The 16,903-nt window shown below is 71.0% G+C and carries 15 protein-coding genes and 1 tRNA gene; 3 read left to right on the top strand and 13 right to left on the bottom strand.

The window, feature by feature from the left end:
- Positions 1-3 precede the first annotated feature (3 nt).
- The 5 genes from QM595_RS16855 to QM595_RS16835 all read right to left on the bottom strand — a co-directional run bounded on the left by QM595_RS16855 (position 4) and on the right by QM595_RS16835 (position 6,311).
- A complete protein-coding gene (locus tag QM595_RS16855; protein ID WP_415172739.1) occupies positions 4-855 on the bottom strand; it encodes a DUF881 domain-containing protein in 852 nt (283 codons plus the stop codon).
- Positions 848-1,483: a CDP-alcohol phosphatidyltransferase family protein gene (locus QM595_RS16850; RefSeq protein ID WP_415172738.1), complete on the bottom strand. Its 636-nt coding sequence runs from the start codon at positions 1,481-1,483 to the stop codon at positions 848-850. Before QM595_RS16850 ends, QM595_RS16855 begins: the two co-directional genes overlap by 8 nt.
- A 17-nt stretch (positions 1,484-1,500) precedes the next feature.
- Positions 1,501-2,541, bottom strand: a complete 1,041-nt coding sequence (locus tag QM595_RS16845) for a hemolysin family protein (protein WP_415172737.1) — start codon at positions 2,539-2,541, stop codon at positions 1,501-1,503.
- Positions 2,538-3,881, bottom strand: a complete 1,344-nt coding sequence (locus QM595_RS16840; RefSeq protein ID WP_415172736.1) for a hemolysin family protein — start codon at positions 3,879-3,881, stop codon at positions 2,538-2,540. The genes QM595_RS16845 and QM595_RS16840 overlap by 4 nt, the downstream gene beginning before the upstream one ends.
- 135 nt (positions 3,882-4,016) lie before the next feature.
- Positions 4,017-6,311, bottom strand: a complete 2,295-nt coding sequence (locus QM595_RS16835) for an excinuclease ABC subunit UvrA (RefSeq protein WP_415172735.1) — start codon at positions 6,309-6,311, stop codon at positions 4,017-4,019.
- A 121-nt stretch (positions 6,312-6,432) separates the two neighbouring features.
- Here QM595_RS16835 and QM595_RS16830 point away from each other — a divergent pair.
- Positions 6,433-6,506 (top strand) — tRNA-Pro (locus QM595_RS16830).
- Between the two features lie 64 nt (positions 6,507-6,570).
- Here the strand turns inward: QM595_RS16830 and QM595_RS16825 are convergent.
- Positions 6,571-7,143: a TetR/AcrR family transcriptional regulator gene (locus tag QM595_RS16825; protein WP_415172734.1), complete on the bottom strand. Its 573-nt coding sequence runs from the start codon at positions 7,141-7,143 to the stop codon at positions 6,571-6,573.
- Positions 7,144-7,226: 83 nt separating this feature from the next.
- Between QM595_RS16825 and QM595_RS16820 the strand changes: the two genes are divergently transcribed.
- Together QM595_RS16820 and QM595_RS16815 are read left to right on the top strand one after the other, a co-directional pair.
- Complete coding sequence (locus QM595_RS16820) at positions 7,227-8,135, top strand: SDR family NAD(P)-dependent oxidoreductase (protein ID WP_415172733.1); 909 nt, start codon at positions 7,227-7,229, stop codon at positions 8,133-8,135.
- Positions 8,136-8,160: 25 nt separating this feature from the next.
- A complete protein-coding gene (locus QM595_RS16815) occupies positions 8,161-9,498 on the top strand; it encodes a threonine/serine exporter family protein (RefSeq protein ID WP_415172732.1) in 1,338 nt (445 codons plus the stop codon).
- Here QM595_RS16815 and QM595_RS16810 read toward each other — a convergent pair.
- The 7 genes from QM595_RS16810 to QM595_RS16780 all read right to left on the bottom strand — a co-directional run bounded on the left by QM595_RS16810 (position 9,495) and on the right by QM595_RS16780 (position 16,720).
- On the bottom strand, positions 9,495-10,634 hold the full coding sequence (locus QM595_RS16810) for a CDP-glycerol glycerophosphotransferase family protein (protein ID WP_415172731.1): 1,140 nt from the start codon (positions 10,632-10,634) through the stop codon (positions 9,495-9,497). The genes QM595_RS16815 and QM595_RS16810 overlap by 4 nt on opposite strands.
- Before the next feature lie 80 nt (positions 10,635-10,714).
- The gene (locus tag QM595_RS16805) at positions 10,715-11,887 is read right to left on the bottom strand and encodes a diguanylate cyclase domain-containing protein (RefSeq protein WP_415172730.1); all 1,173 of its coding nucleotides are present in this window, start codon (positions 11,885-11,887) and stop codon (positions 10,715-10,717) included.
- 9 nt (positions 11,888-11,896) lie between these two features.
- On the bottom strand, positions 11,897-13,255 hold the full coding sequence (der, locus tag QM595_RS16800; protein ID WP_415172729.1) for a ribosome biogenesis GTPase Der: 1,359 nt from the start codon (positions 13,253-13,255) through the stop codon (positions 11,897-11,899).
- Positions 13,252-13,440 (bottom strand): hypothetical protein, encoded by a 189-nt coding sequence (locus QM595_RS16795; RefSeq protein WP_415172728.1) that lies wholly within the window; start codon positions 13,438-13,440, stop codon positions 13,252-13,254. The genes der and QM595_RS16795 overlap by 4 nt, the downstream gene beginning before the upstream one ends.
- Entirely contained in the window at positions 13,437-14,123 is a 687-nt protein-coding gene (gene cmk, locus QM595_RS16790) for a (d)CMP kinase (protein WP_415172727.1), read from the bottom strand. The genes QM595_RS16795 and cmk overlap by 4 nt, the downstream gene beginning before the upstream one ends.
- Positions 14,124-14,134: 11 nt before the next feature.
- Positions 14,135-15,205 (bottom strand): prephenate dehydrogenase, encoded by a 1,071-nt coding sequence (locus tag QM595_RS16785; RefSeq protein ID WP_415172726.1) that lies wholly within the window; start codon positions 15,203-15,205, stop codon positions 14,135-14,137.
- 165 nt (positions 15,206-15,370) lie between these two features.
- On the bottom strand, positions 15,371-16,720 hold the full coding sequence (locus QM595_RS16780; protein WP_415172725.1) for a hypothetical protein: 1,350 nt from the start codon (positions 16,718-16,720) through the stop codon (positions 15,371-15,373).
- Between the last annotated feature and the right edge of the window lie 183 nt (positions 16,721-16,903).

Raw genomic sequence — 16,903 nt, 5'->3', positions numbered from 1 at the left:
CTCCTAGTCGTCCGGCTGACGGGGCTGCTTGCCCGTCAGCTCCTGTGCGTCGTGGACGGCCAGCATCCGCGCGGGCGCGGCGGGGAGCTGGATGCTGTCGACCTCCTCCCTGGTCACCGGCATACCGAGATCGGCGGCCAGATCCAGGAACCGCGAGCCCGAGGTCGAATCGACGAGGTTGGCCTGCAGATTGCGGAGGTCGCCGACGGCCTCAACAGTGTACGGCGGCGAGAGGCTCACGTCGTTGATGCGGATGACCGCCCCGGAGTTGCGCAGCGCCGAGAGGGCCGTCCAGCGCTGGCCGTTCACCGCAACGCCACGAGCGCCGGCCTCCAGCAGTCCGTTGACCAGCAGTGCGAGGTCGTCGTCGCGCACCACCGCGTCCGGGTCGCCGCTCGGCGCGTCGTCGACGACCACCCTGAGACCGGCACCGACCAGCGCCGCGAAGCCGGTCACTCTCATCAGCCGGTTGCGGGTGGCCCTCGCCGCGTCGAGCTCGTCGCCGAGGTCGTGGTAGGAGCTCTCGCCGGCGGCGTTCGACGCCCGCAGATCGGCCACCTGCTGCTCGAGCGCCGCCTGCGTGTCGCGGCGGGCGTTGATGCGGTCGATGATCTGGTCCCGGCCGGCACTGGTGACTCCGGCGTTGCGGGCGGTCTGCACCCCGGCGACCGCGACCAGTACGCCGAAGAGGGCCACCACGATCACGGTGAGCCGACGGCCGGTGCCGGCCGTCGGCGCCGGCTGACCGGCGCGGCGATCGGCGACGTGCTGGTAGTCCTCATCGAGCGCCTGTTGGGTGATCAGCGTCAGCAACGGCATGGTGACGCGCTCGGGCAGCAGCTGCGAGTCAGGCACCGACCCGGCCTCCCTGCCGGGGTCGTCGCCTCGGCGGGCGCTGCCGGACCACTCGCGGCGCGGAGGCGAGCAGCTTGCGGACCTGCCAGGCGTAGAGGCAGCCGGCCCACCAGTAGAGGCCCAGTCCCCACCAGGCGAACGCCCAGCCGAAGACGTTCGCCAGCCGGGCGGCGTCGCCGTCCCCGTCGCCCAGGAGCAGTAGCGGGAAGGCGTAGAGCAGGCAGAAGGTGGCCGCCTTGCCGATGAAGTGGACCGGCAGCGAGGTATAGCCCCGGGTGCGCAGGAAGGGCACCAGCCCCCAGAGCAGTACGTCGCGCAGCGGCAGCAGCACCGCCAGCCACCACGGGATGACCTCGCGCAGCGCCAGCCCGACCACCACGGCGAGCAGGTAGAGCCGGTCGGCGACCGGGTCGAGCAGCTGGCCCAGCACCGAGCGCTGGTCCCAGCGACGGGCCAGGAAGCCGTCGAGCCAGTCGGTGAAGCCGGAGACCACCAGCACCGCCAGCGCCCACAGGTCGGCCTCCGGGCCGAGCACCAGCCAGAGGAAGAGCGGCACACCGAGCAGTCGCAGCGCGCTGAGCGCGTTCGGGATGGTCCACACCCGGTCGCGCGCCGCCTGCTCAGTCACAGTGGTCACTGTAGATGTCAGTCGGTGTGGGCAGCGTCGCGGATCTCACCGACCAGCTCCTCGATGACGTCCTCGAGCGCGGCGACACCGATGGTGCGGCCCTCCTCGTCGACCACCCGCGCCAAGTGCGAGCCCCGTCGCTGCAGCGTCTCCAGCGCGTCGTGCAGCGCATCGTCGAGGTGGACCGCCGCGAACGGCCGGATCCACTTGTCCTGGATCGGCCGCAGCCGGCGGGCCGGATCCGGCTCCAGCACGTCCTTGATGTGGAGGTAGCCGATCAGCTCGCCGGCCCGGTCGGTGACCGGGAACCGGCTGAACCCGGTGGCGGCGCACAGCGCCTCGACGTCCGCGCCCGAGGAGCCCTGGGCCACCGTCGTCAGCTCCGCCCGCGGCAGCACCACGGCCGCCACCGTCTTCTCGGTGAACCCGAGTGCCCCGGCCAGTCGGTCGTACTCCCCCGCCTCGAGCAGCCCCTCGCCGTGCGACTCCTCGACGATCGCGGCCACCTGCTCGAGGGTGTAGGTCGACTCGACCTCGGCCTTCGGCTCGACCCGCAGCAGCCGCAGGGTGCCGTTGGCGACGGCGTTGAGCACCACGATCAGCGGCCGCAGCACCTGGACCAGGGCGTACATCGCCGGGGCCAGCACCAGCACCGCTCGCTCCGGGCCGGCCAGGGTGATGTTCTTCGGCACCATCTCGCCCAGCACCACGTGGAGGAAGGCCACCAGGGCGAGGGCGACCACGAAGGCGACCGGGTGCAGCAACCCGTGCGGCGCGTGGACCGCTTCCAGCACCGGCTCCAGCAGCCCCGCGATGGACGGCTCGGCGACCGCGCCGAGGAGCACCGAGCAGACGGTGACGCCGAGCTGGATGCCGGCCACCATCGAGGTGATGTGCTCCATCGCTTGCAACGTGGTGCGGGCCAGCCGCGAGCCCTGCTGGGCGACCGGCTCGATCTGGCTGCGGCGGGCGGAGATCAGCGCGAACTCCGTCGCCACGAAGAAGGCGTTGCCGGCGAGCAGCAGCAGGGTGAGCAGGATGCCGACCAGGGGGCTCACGAGACACCCCCGGTCACGACCCGCAGGCCGATCCGGTCCACCCGCAGGCCGTCCATGTGCTCCACGGCGAGGGTGACCAGCCGCTCCCTGCTGAACTCGGGATCGGTCGGGTCCGGCACCGTCACCTCGATGATGTCGCCCTTCTGCGGCACCCGGCCCAGGGAGGCCATCACCAGGCCGGCGATGGTGTCGTAGTCCTCGCTCTCCGGCAGCGCGACCCCCGTCAGGTCCTCGACCTCGTCGGGGCGCAGCAGGCCGCTGAGCGACCAGGAGCCGTCCCGGCGCAGTCGCCCCTGGGCGCTGATCGAGTCGTGCTCGTCGGCGATGTCGCCGACGATCTCCTCGATGACGTCCTCGAGGGTGACCAGACCCGCCTGGCCGCCGTACTCGTCGAGGACGATCGCCATCTGCGACCCCTCGCTGCGCAGCAGCGCCATCAGCGGGTCGAGCCGCAGCGAGTCCGGCACCACCACCGGCTTGCTCATCAGGTGCTTGACCTTGGTGGTGAGGCGGTCCTGGGCGGCGAGGGCGACGGCGTTCTTGACGTGGACGGTGCCCACGACGTTGTCCTGCGCGTCGAGGACCGGGAACCGGGAGTGGCCGGTACGGCGGGTCAGCTCGATGATCGCCTCGGCCCGGTCGTCCTCCTCCAGGGTGACGGTGCGCACCCGGGGCGTCATGATCTCGCCGGCGGTACGGGCGCCGAACTCCACGCTGCGCTCCATCAGCTCGGCGGCGTCGGCGTCGAGGGTGCCCTCGTCGGCGCTGCGCTGGATCAGCGAGGCGAGCTCGGCGGAGCTACGGGCCGAGCGGAGCTCCTCCTGCGGCTCGATGCCCAGCCGTCGTACCAGCGCGTTGGCGGTGCCGTTGAGGAACCTGATCGGGACGGTGTTGAGGCTCGTGAAGGCGCGAATGAAGCCCTGGGTCGCCCGTGCGGTCCGCATCGGCAGCGAGAGCGCGATGTTCTTCGGCACCAGCTCGCCGAAGACCATCGTCACCAGGGTGGAGACGACCAGGCCGATCGCGACGGCGACCGGGCGGACCGCGCCGCCGGGGACACCGAGCGACTCCAGCGGGGCGTCGATGATCTCGGAGACCGCCGGCTCGGCGAGCCAGCCGATGCCGAGGTTGGTGATCGTGATGCCCAACTGCGCGCCGGAGAGGTGCGTCGAGAGCCGGGTCAGCGCCTGCCGGACGCCGACGGCACTGGCGTTGCCGGCCTCGGCCTCGGCATCGACACGGGACCGGTCGACGGTGACGAGGGCGAACTCGGCGGCCACGAACACGCCGCACGCCAGCACGAGCAGCACGGCGAGGAGCAGGAGGAGATACGGGGTCATGGAGCCAGCGCCCCGGGACTTTGGCCTTCCATCAGGTAGGTCGTCTGATCCTTCGCACTCGGCAGCGGTGAGGCACCAACTGTAGACCAGGCTCAGCCCGACGCAGAGCGCCCGGCGGCCAGCCGCTCGCGGCGCTCAGGACCGGCTGGCGATCGCCAGCGCTCGCCCGGTCAGTGAGTCGGTGCTGTCCAGAAGCTCGGTCGGCGGGCCGGCGAACAGCAGCCTGCCGCCGTCGGACCCGGCGCCCGGCCCGATGTCGATGACCTGGTCGGCGCGGGCGACCACCCGCAGGTTGTGCTCCACCACCACGAGCGTCGCACCGCCGTCGACGAGGTCGTCGAACAGGGTGTTGATCCGGTCCACGTCGCTGGGGTGCAGCCCGGTGGTGGGCTCGTCGAGCACGATCCGCTCCCGGGCGAGGTCGGTGACGCCGCTGAGGTGGCGGGCGAGCAGCAGCCGCTGCCGCTCGCCTCCGGAGTAGGTGTCGAGCGACTGGCCGACGGCGGTGTAGCCGAGGCCGACCCGCTCCAGCCAGTCCATGGTCCGGACGATGCCGGGATGGTCGGCGAAGGTCTCGCGCATCTCCGCCGCCGGCATCCGCAGCACGTCGGCGATCGTCCGGCCCGCCAGCGTCACCGCCAGCGCGGTGTCGTTGAAGCGCGCTCCGCGGCAGACGTCGCAGGGCGTCGCCACGTCGTCGAGAAAGGCGAGCTCGGTGGTGATATAGCCCTTGCCCTTACAGGCCGGGCAGGCGCCCTTGGAGTTGAAGCTGAACCAGGCAGGAGCGAGCCCCGACACGGCGGCGAACGCCTCGCGCACTTCGTCGGCGATGCCGAGGATGCTCAGCGACGTCGAGCGGACCCCGCCACGAAGCGGGTCCTGGCCCACGACGGTGAACTCGGCGTGCTGGCGGGGCAGCTCGTCGGTGGCGAACGAGCTCTTCCCCGAGCCGGCCACTCCGGTCACGGCGGTGAGCACCCCCAGCGGCACCTCGACGTCGAAGCCGGTCAGGTTGTGCGCCCGCGCATTCGTGACGAGCACGCTGCCGAGTGGTCGTCGTACCGCGTTCTTGAGGACCAGCGGGCGCGCCAGCAGCCGCCCGGTCAGCGTGTCGCTGCCGCGCAGCTCGGCCGGCGTCCCCTCGAACCGCACCAGGCCGCCTGCCGCGCCGGCGCCGGGGCCCATGTCGATCACGTGGTCGGCGACGCCGATCACCTGCGGGTGGTGCTCCACCACGAGCACGGTGTTGCCGGCGTCGCGCAGCCGGCGCAGCAGGTCGTTGAGCCGCCTCACGTCGGCAGGGTGCAGCCCGGTGGACGGCTCGTCGAAGACGTAGGTCACGTCGGTGAGGGCGCTGCCGAGGTGCCGCACGATCTTGACCCGTTGCGCCTCCCCGCCCGAGAGCGTCGAGGACTGGCGATCGAGCGTCAGATAGCCGAGACCGACGGAGAGCAGCGCGTCGAGGGCGCGCCTGACGCCGTCCAGGGCGGGGCTCACCCGGGGGTCGTCCATGCCCCCGACCAGCTCGCGCAGCTCGGCCACCGACATCGCCGTCCAGTCCACGATCGAGCGGCCCTCGACGAGGCTGGCCCGGGCGGCCGCGTTCAGGCGGGCACCGCCGCACTCCGGGCAGGTCCGGTGCGTCATCAGGCGGTCCAGCTCCTCGCGCACCTCGGCCGAGATCTTCGTGGGGTGGTTCTTGACGTAGACATCGCGCATCCGGGTGACGACGCCGTCGAAGCGCGCGGTCTTCGGGAACCGCGGGTCGGGGTCGGGCAGCTTGAGCTGATCGGCGTAGAGGAAGAGGTCCATCTCCTCCTCGGTGTAGTCCTTGAGTGGCCTCTTCCGGTCGAAGAGCCCGCAGTAGGCGAACCGCTTCCACCGGTAGACGCCCGGGCGGAACTGGCTGAACCGCACCGGTCCCTCGTCGATGCTCTTCTCCGGGTCGATGAGCTCCTCGACGTCGATGTCGACGACGGTGCCCAGTCCCTCGCACTCCGGGCACATGCCGGCCGGGTCGTTGAAGGAGTACGCCGGCGAGTAGCCGGCCGACGGCTCGCCGACGCGGGAGAAGACCAGCCGGAGCAGCGGCGCGACGTCGGAGGCGGTCGCAACCGTGGACCGGGCGTTGCCGGTGAACCGACGCTGGTCGATGAGCGCGGTGAACGTCAGGCCGGCCATCGACTGCACCTCCGGCGCGGGCAACTGCGGCAGCCGGTTGCGGACGAACACCGGATAGGAGTCGTTGACCAGGCGCTGCGCCTCGGCCGCGATGGTGTCGAGCACCAGCGACGACTTGCCCGAGCCGGAGACTCCGGTCACCACGGTCAGCGCCTTCTTCGGCACCTCGACCGTCACATTGCGCAGGTTGTTCGTGCTGGCCCCCACGACCCGGATGACCTGGTCGCCTCCAGCGTCCTCTGCTGCCATGGCGCTCCATCGTAGGCGCCGCGGCTCCGCGAGGCTGCCGACTCGGGTCTGGTGGGACGGGACCCGATTCCAGGCTTCGCGCCGATCTGGGATAGTGTTCCCCCGCTCCCCTGGGGAGCAGCGGGATGTGGCGCAGCTTGGTAGCGCACTTGACTGGGGGTCAAGGGGTCGCAGGTTCAAATCCTGTCATCCCGACAAAAAGCCCTGGTGAGAGGTAACTTTCACCAGGGCTTCGTCATATCTGGCGGCGCCGGTGGGCTCACGGCCGCAGACCGCCGAGCAGCACCTCGACATACCGCCCCCGATCGTTGCCCAGGGGAGCCGGCCCAGCGGTCGCTGCTGCACTGAGACCACACAGGAGCCGCCGCAGGTCGTCGACGCCGACCTCTGCGCGCAGGGCTCCGCTCTGTCGAGATCGGCGAAGGAGGATCTCGACGTCGGCGAACAGTCCACCGGCGACGGCCGCCGCATCGGCGCAGGCGAAGGTTCCCCCCGCGAGTAGGGCGGTAAGCGCCGCGTCGTCGCACAGGTGCTCGTATGCCGTCGTGACCATTGCGCGGAGCGCACGTGCCGGGTCTTCGACTGCGATGGCTTGTTTGACCGCGCCGACCAAGCGGTCGAGTGCGTCCATGGCGAGCGCCTCGACGAGGGACTGCTGGCTCGGGAAGTGGCGGTAGGCAGTGCCGATGCCCACGCCGGCCTCGGCAGCGATGGCGTTGAGCGGGAGCTGCCCGGTCTGCGAGTGATGGCGCCTGGCGACCTCAAGCAGCCGTGCACGGTTGCGAGCGGCATCGGCACGCAGACCGGTCGGACGAGCCAAGGTCTCGGACATGACCTCAGCCTACCTTGATTCGGATGCCTAATCCGATTCGTGCTATCGTCGAAGCGGATTATCTATCCGGAACGGAGGGAGCCGTGCAGGACTTCGAGTGGCAGACCAGCGAACTGTCGGACCAGAGTGGGCGCACCTTCGTGGTCACCGGCGCGAGCAGCGGCGTCGGACTGGAAGTCGCCAAGGCCCTTCTGACGGCGAACGGCACGGTGATAGCGGGCGTGCGGAACCCGGCCAAGATGACCTCGCTCGTCCCACAACTCGAGCCGAGTGGCCGCGAGGGACGACTGGTGGTGCGCGCCGTCGACGTCGCCGACCTGCGCTCGATCGACGCCTTCGCCGCACAACTCGAGCGCGACGGGTTCCACCTCGACGCACTCGTGAACAACGCCGGCGTCACCACCTCGAGGTTCGAGACGAGCCCCGACGGGATCGAGCTGACGTTCGCCACCAACCTCATCGGCCCCGCGCGGCTGACCGAGAAGCTGGTGCCGCTACTGACTGCGGCCGACCCCCGTATCGTCCTGGTCGCCTCGAACCTCTCGCAGCGCACGACGAAGGCGCCCGACCTCACTGCCGTAGGCGACCCGTCGAGCTTCAGCCAGTTCGGCACCTACCGCGCCTCGAAGATCGCGGCAGCGGCCTACGCGGTGGACCTCGGCAGGCGGCTGGCCGAAGAGGGCTCCCGGGTGCGCTCGGTCATCGCGCACCCCGGTGTCGCCGCAACGGGCATGGCCACGCAGGCCGACAACGCTGTGACGAAGGCGATCGCTGGGCTCATTACCAGTCGGATCGCGCGCGCAGCATCCGACTCGGCTCGCTCCGTGATCTGGTCGGCCAGCTCGCCCGACGTTGAGCAAGGAGTCTTCGTCGGGCCGGACCTCAAGCGACGCAAGACCGTGCTGCGCGTCGCCCAGGTGCGTGGCGCGGCCGCCGACCCAGCGTTTCAGGCACGTGTCCGCCGGTTCGTACACGAGCTCACGCCGCCGTGAGCGCTCCGCTCTCTAGGATCGCGCCATGACCTCGTTGGAGCCTGGCTCCGCGCCGGAGCGGCTGACCACCGTCGACGTCCGTACCCGGCTGGACCTGCTCGCGGAGCTCGGGTATGGCTTCCTGGAGTCCGGGCAGACCAGTGGCCAGACCCGGCGGGCGCTGGTCGGCTGTGGCCGGGCGCTGGGCCTGGTGGGCTTGGCCGTCAACTCCTTCGGGCGACTGCTGTTACTGGAGGCCACACTGCCCGACGGGAGTACGACGACGCTGTCGGGCGCGGCACGCACGCTCGACACCATCGACTGCGACCGGGCTCGCGCTCTCAACCATCTGGCCGCCGACCTTGCCGCGCCCGAGGCCGCCACCACCGGCGAGGCCGAGCGTCGGCGGCTTTTCGCCGCCCGCGACGACGTGGAGCGGATGCGTGGCACCGGGACGCCCTGGTGGGCCACCACGCTCGGCATGACGATGCTCGCGTTCTTCATCAGCATGCAGGTCGGGATCAGCTGGCGGGCGTGGGTCTCGGCGGCGCTGGTCCAGGTCGCGACCTCGCTCGCCGGGCTCGGCGTCGGCCGGCTCCGGATGCCGAGGCTGTTCGCCATCGCGGTGCAGAGCTCGGTCGGCGGGGCGTTCGCCACCCTGCTGGTGCGCGTCGACTTCGTCGACCCCGTCGGCGCCGCCGCCGCGATCGCGGTGACCTGGCTGCTGCTGCTCCCGCTGCCTCAGGTGATCGGCGCCGTCACCGATGCGATCGAGGCCGACTTCCTCTCCTGCCTGAGCCGGGTCGGCGGCGTCGCTGTCGCCGGCATCGGGATCTTCATCGGTGGAGCGTTCACGTTCTGGCTCGGCGAACAGCTGAGCATGGCGCACCCGAGACTCGACGAGCTCCCGAGCCTGCCGTGGTACCTGGTGCTCGTCTTCTCCGGCCTCGGTGCCGTCGCCAACGCCTTCGCCAATGGCGGCCGGCTTCCGCTCGTCGTCCCGGCGGCGGTGCTCGGCGTCGTCACCGGCGCCAGCAGCCAGCTGCTGCTCCGGGTGCTCGACGCGACCACGCTGTGGGCCAGCTCGGCGAGCGCGGTCGTGCTCGGTGTCCTCACCGTGATCCTCGCCTCCCGGACCGGCTATCCGCAGCAGGTGCTGGCCCTGATGGGCATCACCGGCGCGCTGCTGCCCGGCATCCCGGTGTTCTTCGGCATCCTGCAGCAGATGGGTGGCGGCGCCGGGGCGGAGTACTTCGGCCGCGCCGCCACCATCTGCGTCGGCATCGGCACCGGCGTGGCCTTCGGCGCCTACCTCGCCTACCTGTGGGACAGGTCGCCGCTCGCCGCGGTCGGCCGGGCCGGCGCCGGGGCGGACTCGCCCTAGGCCGAGGCGACCTCGCCGGTAGCCGGCACCCCGACGAGGCTGTCGCGCCGGGCGACCACGTGGGAGATCTCGTCGAGGAACCGCTCGGTGCTCTCCCCCACCGAGACGCCGTCGAAGTAGTGGTGGCGCATCGCGGCCCGGGCGATCCGGTGCTCGTCGTGGACGAGCCGGGTCGCCAGCAGCTCGGTGAGCGAGCCGATGGTCCCGGAGTCGACGACGTCCGCGCAACGGCTGACCGGGGCGTTGCGGCGTAGCCGCTCCGGGTCGTCGTACCGGTCGGTGATGAGGATGGGCTTGTCGGTCTGCAGGTAGAGCCAGTCCAGGCCGACCGAGGAGACGTCGGTGATCATCGCGTCGCAGCTGGGCATCACCGCGAGGATGTCGCCCTCGACCAGCGCCAGATGGCCCGCCGCCGGGTCAGCGACGGTCGCCGCCGCGATCCGCTCCAGGATCCGCCGGTGGGTCTCGGCGATCGCCGGGGTGAGGCTGGTGGCGACCTTCGGGTGGGGCTTGTAGACCAGCCGGACGTCCTCCTGAGCGAGGATCGCCTCGACGATGCGTGACCCGAAGACGTCGACGGAGGTGTAGTCGTTGTACTCCGCGTCGCCCTCCCAGGTGGGCGCATAGAGAACGGTACGACGACTGCTGGGTGCCAGCACCGGCTCCGGCCGCAGATCCAGTTGCGGCCGGCCGATGCGGATGAGCTTGGACTCGTCGAGTTCCATCAGTCCGGCACGGTGGCGCTGCACCGCCGCCTCGCCGGCTACGAAGACCCGGTCGTAGGCCTTGGCGTTGTTGCTGACCATGCTCTGCTTGTCGCTCTCGCCGTGATTGATGTGCACGTGCAGCATCCGGCCGTCGAGCAGCGACTGGAAGTTGCGCATCGAGTTGTTGCAGTAGACGACCACCTTGGCGTCGAGCTCGTCGTAGAGCCCGGTCAGCCCCGGGAACCTCCGCGCCAGGAAGACGGGCAGCCGGGTCCGCTCCTGGGCGAGGGCGGCGGTTGCCGCCTCTCGCGTGACGATGCCGACCGGATGGCGCTCGTCGAGCCGCTCGAGCACAGGCAGCCACTGAAGCAGCTGGTAGATCCGGGTGGGGTCGTCGGCGAAGTAGGCGATGACGTGGATGGGAGGCACCGGCGGATCGTACGGCCCTTCTGTTACGTCCAGGAGTCGCGGCTCGCCCTCAGAGCGTGTTCGAGAACTCGGACACGCTCTTAGGAGACCTGCTCCTCGTCGTGCCACACCGCGACGCCGCCACCCACCGCCTTGGCGCGGTAGAGCGCGGCATCGGCTCGGGCCAGCGAGGCCTCCAGGCCGTCGCGCCGGGAGAGCTCGGCGATGCCGTAGGAGACCCGCAGCCGCTGCTCGGCACGGGCGCCGAGCCGGGCGTCCAGCGTCGCGGTGACCGACTCCGGCGAGCGGCCGGGACGCTCGGGAAGCAGCAGCACGAACTCGTCGCCGCCCAGCCGCGCCGCCAGGTCGCCCGGCTGGATGGCGGCCCGGCAGGCGTCGCCGAAGTCGACGAGCGCACGGTCGCCCGCCTGGTGACCGAGGGTGTCGTTGAGTTGCTTGAAGTCGTCGAGGTCGATCATCACCACGACGCCGTCGGAGTCGAGGTGCCGCGTCTCGCGCATCCGGATCTCGGCCCTGGTCATGAACGCGGCGCGGTTGAGCAGCCCGGTGAGGTTGTCGTGAGCGGCCTGCTCGCGCAACTCGATCGTCACCTGCGCGTGGGCCAGCGTGGAGATGCTGAAGGTGACGGTGACCAGCATGACGGTCAGGATCAGCGTCGTAGCGCCCGAGCCGAAGAACACGGTGAAGAGCCGGTGGTCGGGCCCGGCCACCAGGAAGGCGACGAGCCGCAGCGCGTAGAAGGCGGCGGTGAACGAGGAGGTGAGCGCGATCGCCAGGATCGCGACCCTGCTGCCGTCGTCGGCCGACAGCCGGCTCGCCGGGACCGCCCAGGCCCGCCAGAGGTCGCTGGCCGAGAGGCCGATGAGAAGGCTCATGCCCGCCAGCAGGACGCCGCCGCCCGCCCAGACGTTGTCGGCGGGATGGTCCACCAGCCCGGCGACCAGTGCGGCCGCCGGCCCCACCAGGAGCTGCCAGCGCGACAGCGCGACGCCGCGCAGCGAGCGGCCTGCGGCCCACACGAAGCCCGCGCCGGCCACCGCCGCCGCGTTGGCGACCGGGTTCGCCAGCACCTGGGCGTCGGTGCCGTTGAGGAGATAGAGCCCGGCACTCGTCAGGAAGCAGACCAGCGACAGGCACCACCAGCCGCCGAACGGCGCCCGGGTGCTCCGATAGGTCGCGGCATACGCCAGCACCAGCACGCTCAGCGAGACGACCGCGAAGGCGACTCGCAACGTGGGGGTGTCCAGGGCCATGGCGCGACTCTACGGACGCTTGCGCTTCTCTCGCACCCGTTGCTGCAACACGATCGGCGTGCCGACGAAACCCCACTCCTCGCGCAGCCGACGCTCGATGAAGCGCTCGTACGACGCCTCCAGCCTGCCCGAGGTGAAGAGGATGAAGGTCGGCGGCGCCGTCGAGGCCTGGGTGCCGAACAGCACCTTCGGCTGCTTGCCGCCCCGGACCGGGTGGGGATGCTCGGCCACCAGCCGGCCCAGGAAGGTGTTGAGCGCACCGGTGCCGACCCGGGTCTCCCAGCCCTCCAGCGCCTTGTCCAGGGCGGGCACCAGCCGGTCGATGTGCCAGCCGGTACGGGCGGTGATGTTGACCCGCGGTGCCCATGGCACCTGCACCAGGTCCCGCTCGATCTCTCGCTCCAGGTAGTAGCGCCGGTCCTCGTCGAGCAGGTCCCACTTGTTGAAGGCGAGCACCAGCGCCCGGCCGGCCTCGCGGACGGTCTGCAGGATCCGGATGTCCTGCTCGGCGATCGGCTCGCCGGCGTTGAGCACCAGCACCGCGACCTCGGCCCGGTCGATGGCGGTCGAGGTGCGCAGCGAGGCGTAGTACTCGTGGCCGGAGGCCTCCTTGACCCGCTTGCGGATGCCGGCGGTGTCGATGAAGCGCCAGGTGCGGCCGCCGAGCTCGATCAGCTCGTCGACCGGGTCGACAGTGGTGCCGGCGACGTTGTCGACCACCACCCGCTCCTCGCCGGCGAGCTTGTTGAGCAGCGAGGACTTGCCGACATTGGGCCGGCCGACGATGGCGACCCGGCGCGGCCCGCCGACCTCCGTCCCCTCCGGCGCCGGCGGGGGCTCCGGCAACGCGGCCAGGATCGCGTCGAGCAGGTCGCCGGAGCCGCGGCCATGCAGCGCCGAGACCGGGTAGGGCTCGCCGAGGCCGAGATTCCACAGCCCGGCGGCCTCGGCCTCCATGCGCTGGTCGTCGACCTTGTTGGCGGCCAGGATGACCGGCTTGCCCGAGCGGCGCAGCACCTTGACGACCGCCGCGTCGGTGTCGGTGATGCCGACCGTGGCGTCGACGACGAGGAGGACGGCGTCGGCCAGGCCGATCGCGATCTCCGCCTGGGCGGCGATCCGCTCGGCCAGGCCGCGGGCGTCCGGGTCCCAGCCACCGGTATCGACCACGGTGAACGCGCGACCGCTCCACTCGGCGTCGTAGGAGACCCGGTCCCGGGTCACGCCGGGGACGTCCTCGACGACCGCCTCGCGGCGGCCGATGATCCGGTTGACCAGGGTGGACTTGCCCACGTTCGGCCGGCCGACGATCGCCAGCACCGGCGTCGGGCCGGTCTCCTCGGCCGCAGGGACGTCGTACTCGCTCATGGTGCTTCCTTGCTGTCGGTGGGGCTTTCCGAGGGAGTCTCGACCCCGTGGCCGTCTTGGAGGACCCGGAGCGCGGTCTTCACCGCCGCCGGGTCGGTGTGGTCGCCCGCCGCCCGGACGACCGGGTTGTGCAGCAGCGCGGTGGGTGGGTGGGGTACGCCGGAGAGGTCCGGCAGCTCCTTCACACCTCCGCCTTCTCCACCCGCTCCGCGACCAGTCCGAGCACCAGATCCACGACCTCGTCGAGGGTATGGGGGGTGGTGTCGACGTGCACCGCGCCGTCGGCCCGCACCAGCGGGGCGGTGGCACGACCGGAGTCGATGACGTCGCGGGCCTCCAGTGAGGCCCTGGTGGCCTTGAGGCTGCGCTCGTCGGTGGCGCCCGCCTCGGCGGCGCGTCGCTCGGCGCGGGCCGCAGCGTCGGCGGACAGGTAGAGCTTCACCTGGGCCTGGGGCCAGACCACGGAGCCGATGTCGCGGCCCTCGACGACGATGCCGTCCTCGGCGGCGTCGATGATCTGCCGCTGCAACGCCAGCAGCCGGCGGCGCACCGCCGGGACGGTGCTGACCGGGGAGACCGCGGCGTTGACCTCGTCGGAGCGGATCTGGGTGGCGACGTCGGCACCGTCGAGCGTGATCGTCGGCGCCAGCGGGTCGGTGCCCGACTCGATCACCGGCTCGTCGGCGTGGGCGGCGACCGCGGCCGGGTCGTGGACGTCGACGCCGTGGGTGAGCATCCACCAGGTCATCGCCCGGAACTGTGCCCCGGTGTCGAGATAGCGCAGCCCGAGCCGATCGGCCACCCCGCGAGACGTGCTGGACTTGCCGGATCCGGAGGTGCCGTCGACGGCGATGACCAGTCTGCTCACGGAGCACAAGTCTATCGGTGCGCGACCCATCCCCTCGACTCCAGCGCGCTCTGCAGCTCCTCGGCGCGGGCGGCCTCGACGGTGAGCTCGAGCAGGCCGACCGGGCGGCCCGGGTCGTGGTCGATGTGGACGTCCTCGATGTTGACGCCGATCTCGCCGGCGTCGGCGAAGAGTCGTGCCAGGTTGCCGGGCTCGTCGGGGACCGCCACGAAGATCGATACGGAGGGCCGGGTCGGGCCGCCGTGCTTGCCGGGGATGGCCCTCGTACCCGCCACTCCCCTGGCCAGGATCGCCCGCAGTCCGTCCGCATCGCCGTCGCTGACGGCGGCGATGAGGCCGTCGAGCTCGGCGCGGACCTCGTGCAGCAGGTCGGCCACGGCGCTGGCGTTGCCGGCGACGATCTGGCTGTAGAGCCGTGGGTCGCCGGCGGCGACTCTCGTCACGTCCCGAACGCCTTGGCCGGACAGCGCCAGGTGTCGCCCGGGAGCCTCGGCGAGCCGGCCGGCCATCAACGCGGCCATCAGGTGGGGCACGTGCGAGATCCGGGCGACGGCGCGGTCGTGCTCCTCGGGGTCGAGGTGGACCAGTACGCCGCCGACGGCCTCCCCCAGCCGGTCGACCGCCTCGAGGGCGTCGGGGTCGGCGGCCGGGTGCGGCGTCACCGCCCAGGGGCGGCCGTCGAAGAGGGTCGCGCTGGCGGCCAGCGGACCGGAGCGCTCGCTGCCGGCCATCGGGTGGGAGCCGACGTACCTCCCGACCCGGGGATGGTCGGCGACCGCCGCCAGCGGGGCGGCCTTCACCGAGCCGACGTCGGTCACCACCGCGTCGGTGCCGCTGGTGCGGTCGAGCGCCTCGCGAATCACCTCGCCCAGGTGGGCCGGTGGCACCGCCACCACGACCAGCCCGACCCGGTCGCCGGGCCCGGCGGGTCGCCCGGCGCCCATCCCGGAGGCGGTACGGACGTGGTCGGCGTCGATGTCGGTCAGCAGCACCTCCACGCCGGCGCGCCGCAGCGCCAGCCCGACGGAGGCGCCGAGCAGCCCCGCGCCCACGATCTCGACGGCGGCCTGGTCCTCGGTCATGAGGCCTCATTCATGAGGCGTCTCGCTCACCTTCGCCAGCTCGCGGGCGCACATCAGCGGCACGTCGGTGAAGCCGAGCCGCGTCGCGCCCCGGATGGCCCTGACTGCCACTTGTCCCACTCCTCTGCCGCTGTGCCGGGGCAGAGGCTACCGGACACGACTGACCTACCGCAGTCGGCCGACGACGTAGTCGATGTCTTCGGGGCGAGCCTGCGGGGTGCGGCTCTCTTGCCAGTACACATAGGCGCCGTCCCCGCCTTCGCCGTAGAGCCCGAGCTTGTTGCCGATCGTCGACAGCGTCCCGTCTCTCCGGTCGAGCAGGTATCCCCCGACCTCAGGACCGACCCCGCCGGACTCGGCCCAGATCACGGCGCTCCTGGTCACCACGGGATACCCGAACACGCCCTGCTGGGTGTCCGCGAAGGTGGCTACCGAACCGTCGACCAGATTCAGGACGACCGCTTCGTCCGCACCCGATCTCCCGACGGTCCACGCCAGCATGCCGGGCCCGGCGGCCAGCCCGGAGACACCCTCCTGATCGGCGACCGCGATGCGGGCCACGGTGGAGCGAGCACCGGTGTTCGGGTCCACTCGGTCCACCGTCTGCTCGTTTGCGCTGGGCGCACCAGCATAATTGGCCGAGCTGATCAGGTAGAGGTACTCGCCGTCAGATGCCGGCATCGCGGCGGCCTTGGCCACCATGGCCGGGTTGCAGGCCTCGATGACGCAACCCCAGACATCAACACGGCCTGCCTGGAGGGTGCCGGCCGCCTGAGCCCAGTAGACCTTCGTGCCAAAGATGACCGGCCCGGTCCACCCGGGCACTGATATCGCTGGCCCACCATCGTCCATCCGGGGCGACCGCGCGAGCTTGCGAACGCTCTTGTCGGTCCGGTCGTAGGCGACCAGCGTCCACGGTTGGAGCCCGAGAACTGTTGACGGCGTCTCCATCCACACGACCCATCGCTCGGACATGTCGACGGCTGAGACCTGTCGAGACTTCTTGGAAGGCAGCCTCTGAACCGGCTCACCCGAATGGCCAAGTGCACCGATCGGACGCAACTCGAGCCGCGTTGGGGGCGCCTCGCCAGTGAACTCCTGTGTGGATTGGATTCCTACCACGACGCTTTGTTCATGGATAGCCCTGATGCCCTGAGTTGTGTTGGCCGAACGCACCAGGCCCAGCCTGGCCACCTCACGCAGCCCCGCGCCCACCGGCCGCGCCTGGGTGACCGCCTGAGCCTGGCCGACATCGAGCGACCGGTTGGTCTCGATCGGCTCGGCGGCAGGGTCATTGCTGTCCGGTGCCGGAACGCCCACCGTCTTGTCATCACGTGGAGGCGCAGACTGTGAATCGCAGCTTGTCAGTGCCGCCAGTATCGTCAGGAGGAAGATCGCGAAGGTAGCCGCCTTCACCACGCCATGCCGTTGCTCTGCAGGTAGGTAGTGACAAAGGAGTTCGAGGCATGAGCGAATGTCGGCTGCACGCCCGACCAGTAAGTCCGAAGGCACCATAGATCAGATGTAATGAACCGCCCTGGGCGAGTCGGAGGGTCTGAAGAGACTCACGGAAGGAAGATCGGCTCGTGCCTGCAGCGAGGAAGTATGACGAGGAGACGATGGCCAGGGCGGTTCATTACATCTGATCTATGGTGCCTTCGGACTTACTGGTCGGGCGTGCAGCCGACATTCGCTCAT

Source organism: Nocardioides sp. (genome assembly GCF_047607185.1).
Classification (GTDB): domain Bacteria; phylum Actinomycetota; class Actinomycetes; order Propionibacteriales; family Nocardioidaceae; genus Nocardioides.
Note: the sequence above shows the minus strand (reverse complement) of the source record. Positions and strands in the feature narration are given on the sequence as shown.

Excerpts from the sequence above, each read along its gene's own strand:
- QM595_RS16780 (WP_415172725.1), bottom strand. The coding sequence starts at position 16,720 with ATGGTGCCTTCGGACTTACTGGTCGGGCGTGCAGCCGACATTCGCTCA.
- QM595_RS16825 (WP_415172734.1), bottom strand. The coding sequence starts at position 7,143 with ATGTCCGAGACCTTGGCTCGTCCGACCGGTCTGCGTGCCGATGCCGCT.
- QM595_RS16805 (WP_415172730.1), bottom strand. The coding sequence starts at position 11,887 with ATGGCCCTGGACACCCCCACGTTGCGAGTCGCCTTCGCGGTCGTCTCG.
- QM595_RS16840 (WP_415172736.1), bottom strand. The coding sequence starts at position 3,881 with ATGACCCCGTATCTCCTCCTGCTCCTCGCCGTGCTGCTCGTGCTGGCG.
- QM595_RS16835 (WP_415172735.1), bottom strand. The coding sequence starts at position 6,311 with ATGGCAGCAGAGGACGCTGGAGGCGACCAGGTCATCCGGGTCGTGGGG.
- der (WP_415172729.1), bottom strand. The coding sequence starts at position 13,255 with ATGAGCGAGTACGACGTCCCTGCGGCCGAGGAGACCGGCCCGACGCCG.
- QM595_RS16815 (WP_415172732.1), top strand. The coding sequence starts at position 8,161 with ATGACCTCGTTGGAGCCTGGCTCCGCGCCGGAGCGGCTGACCACCGTC.
- QM595_RS16785 (WP_415172726.1), bottom strand. The coding sequence starts at position 15,205 with ATGACCGAGGACCAGGCCGCCGTCGAGATCGTGGGCGCGGGGCTGCTC.